General features: G+C 50.2%; 2 rRNA genes. Both read right to left on the bottom strand.

Annotation, left to right across the window (positions count from 1 at the left end):
• Positions 1–116, bottom strand: a 5S ribosomal RNA gene (gene rrf / locus RV04_RS12740).
• Between the two features lie 71 nt (positions 117–187).
• Positions 188–3,100, bottom strand: a 23S ribosomal RNA gene (locus tag RV04_RS12745).
• Between the last annotated feature and the right edge of the window lie 7 nt (positions 3,101–3,107).

Here is a 3,107-nt window from a genome sequence, read left to right on the forward strand (position 1 = left end):
GCGTGGCGACGTCCTAATCTCACAAGGGGCAACCCCTCACTACAATCGGCGCTAAGAAGCTTAACTTCTGTGTTCGACATGGGAACAGGTGTATCCTTCTCGCTATCGCCACCACACTATTTGTTTGAGTAAACTTCGTTCACTCAAAACTGGATCAGAAACATTCAAACTACCAAGATCAATTTTTTTGGTTAAGTCCTCGATCGATTAGTATCAGTCCGCTCCGTACATCACTGTACTTCCACTTCTGACCTATCTACCTGATCATCTCTCAGGGATCTTACTTTCTTAAAGAAATGGGAAATCTCATCTTGAGGTGGGCTTCACACTTAGATGCTTTCAGCGTTTATCCCTTCCCTACATAGCTACCCAGCGATGCCTCTGGCGAGACAACTGGTACACCAGCGGTAAGTCCATCCCGGTCCTCTCGTACTAAGGACAGATCCTCTCAAATTTCCAACGCCCGCGACGGATAGGGACCGAACTGTCTCACGACGTTCTGAACCCAGCTCGCGTGCCGCTTTAATGGGCGAACAGCCCAACCCTTGGGACCGACTACAGCCCCAGGATGCGACGAGCCGACATCGAGGTGCCAAACCTCCCCGTCGATGTGGACTCTTGGGGGAGATAAGCCTGTTATCCCCAGGGTAGCTTTTATCCGTTGAGCGATGGCCCTTCCATGCGGAACCACCGGATCACTAAGCCCGACTTTCGTCCCTGCTCGACTTGTAGGTCTCGCAGTCAAGCTCCCTTGTGCCTTTACACTCTGCGAATGATTTCCAACCATTCTGAGGGAACCTTTGGGCGCCTCCGTTACTCTTTAGGAGGCGACCGCCCCAGTCAAACTGCCCATCTGACACTGTCTCCCACCACGATTAGTGGTGCGGGTTAGAGTGGTCATAACACAGGGGTAGTATCCCACCAGCGCCTCTGTCGAAACTAGCGTTCCGACTTCTACGGCTCCTACCTATCCTGTACATGTGGTACAAACACTCAATATCAAACTGCAGTAAAGCTCCATGGGGTCTTTCCGTCCTGTCGCGGGTAACCTGCATCTTCACAGGTACTAAAATTTCACCGAGTCTCTCGTTGAGACAGTGCCCAAATCGTTACGCCTTTCGTGCGGGTCGGAACTTACCCGACAAGGAATTTCGCTACCTTAGGACCGTTATAGTTACGGCCGCCGTTTACTGGGGCTTCAATTCGTACCTTCGCTTACGCTAAGCACTCCTCTTAACCTTCCAGCACCGGGCAGGCGTCAGCCCCTATACGTCATCTTTCGATTTTGCAGAGACCTGTGTTTTTGATAAACAGTCGCTTGGGCCTATTCACTGCGGCTGATCGTTAGATCAGCACCCCTTCTCCCGAAGTTACGGGGTCATTTTGCCGAGTTCCTTAACGAGAGTTCTCTCGCTCACCTTAGGATTCTCTCCTCGACTACCTGTGTCGGTTTGCGGTACGGGCCATTGTTTTCTAACTAGAAGCTTTTCTCGGCAGTGTGACATCAGGAACTTCGGTACTATTATTTCCCTCCCCATCACAACTTGTCCTTATAGATGCAAGCATTTGACTCACTTCAAGACTTGTTGCTTGGACAGACATTTCCAATCGTCTGATTCCTTAGCCTCCTGCGTCCCTCCATTGTTCAAACAAAAACAACGGGTACAGGAATATCAACCTGTTATCCATCGCCTACGCCTTTCGGCCTCGGCTTAGGTCCCGACTAACCCTGGGCGGACGAGCCTTCCCCAGGAAACCTTAGTCATTCGGTGGACAGGATTCTCACCTGTCTTTCGCTACTCATACCGGCATTCTCACTTCTAAGCGCTCCAGCAGTCCTCACGGTCTACCTTCAACGCCCTTAGAACGCTCTCCTACCAATACACCTAATGGTGTATTCCACAGCTTCGGTAATATGTTTAGCCCCGGTACATTTTCGGCGCAGGGTCACTCGACTAGTGAGCTATTACGCACTCTTTAAATGGTGGCTGCTTCTGAGCCAACATCCTAGTTGTCTGTGCAACCCCACATCCTTTTCCACTTAACATATATTTTGGGACCTTAGCTGGTGGTCTGGGCTGTTTCCCTTTCGACTATGGATCTTATCACTCACAGTCTGACTCCCAGAGATGAATGGATGGCATTCGGAGTTTATCTGAATTCGGTAACCCGAGATGGGCCCCTAGTCCAAACAGTGCTCTACCTCCATCATTCTTACTCTGAGGCTAGCCCTAAAGCTATTTCGGAGAGAACCAGCTATCTCCAAGTTCGTTTGGAATTTCTCCGCTACCCACACCTCATCCCCGCACTTTTCAACGTACGTGGGTTCGGTCCTCCAGTGCGTTTTACCGCACCTTCAACCTGGACATGGGTAGATCACATGGTTTCGGGTCTACGACCACTTACTCATTCGCCCTATTCAGACTCGCTTTCGCTACGGCTCCGTTTTTTCAACTTAACCTCGCAAGTAATCGTAACTCGCCGGTTCATTCTACAAAAGGCACGCTATCACCCATTAACGGGCTTTAACTTGTTGTAGGCACACGGTTTCAGGATCTATTTCACTCCCCTTCCGGGGTGCTTTTCACCTTTCCCTCACGGTACTGGTTCACTATCGGTCACTAGGGAGTATTTAGCCTTGGGAGATGGTCCTCCCGGATTCCGACGGAATTCCTCGTGTTCCGCCGTACTCAGGATCCTCCTAGGTGCCAGTCAAATTTTGTCTACGGGGCTTTTACCCTTTCTAGCAGACCTTTCCAGGTCCTTCGACTATCTCACTGAACTACCATGTTGGAGTCCTACAACCCCAAGAGGCAAGCCTCTTGGTTTGGGCTTTTCCCGTTTCGCTCGCCGCTACTCAGGGAATCGAATTTTCTTTCTCTTCCTGCAGGTACTTAGATGTTTCAGTTCTCTGCGTCTACCTCTAATCAGCTATGTATTCACTGAAAAGTAACATCCTATAAAAGATGCTGGGTTTCCCCATTCGGAAATCTCCGGATCAAAGCTTACTTACAGCTCCCCGAAGCATATCGGTGTTAGTCCCGTCCTTCATCGGCTCCTAGTGCCAAGGCATCCACCGTGCGCCCTTATTCACTTAACCTTATCAA

The organism is Enterococcus hermanniensis (assembly GCF_001885945.1).
Taxonomy (GTDB): Bacteria; Bacillota; Bacilli; order Lactobacillales; family Enterococcaceae; genus Enterococcus_A; species Enterococcus_A hermanniensis.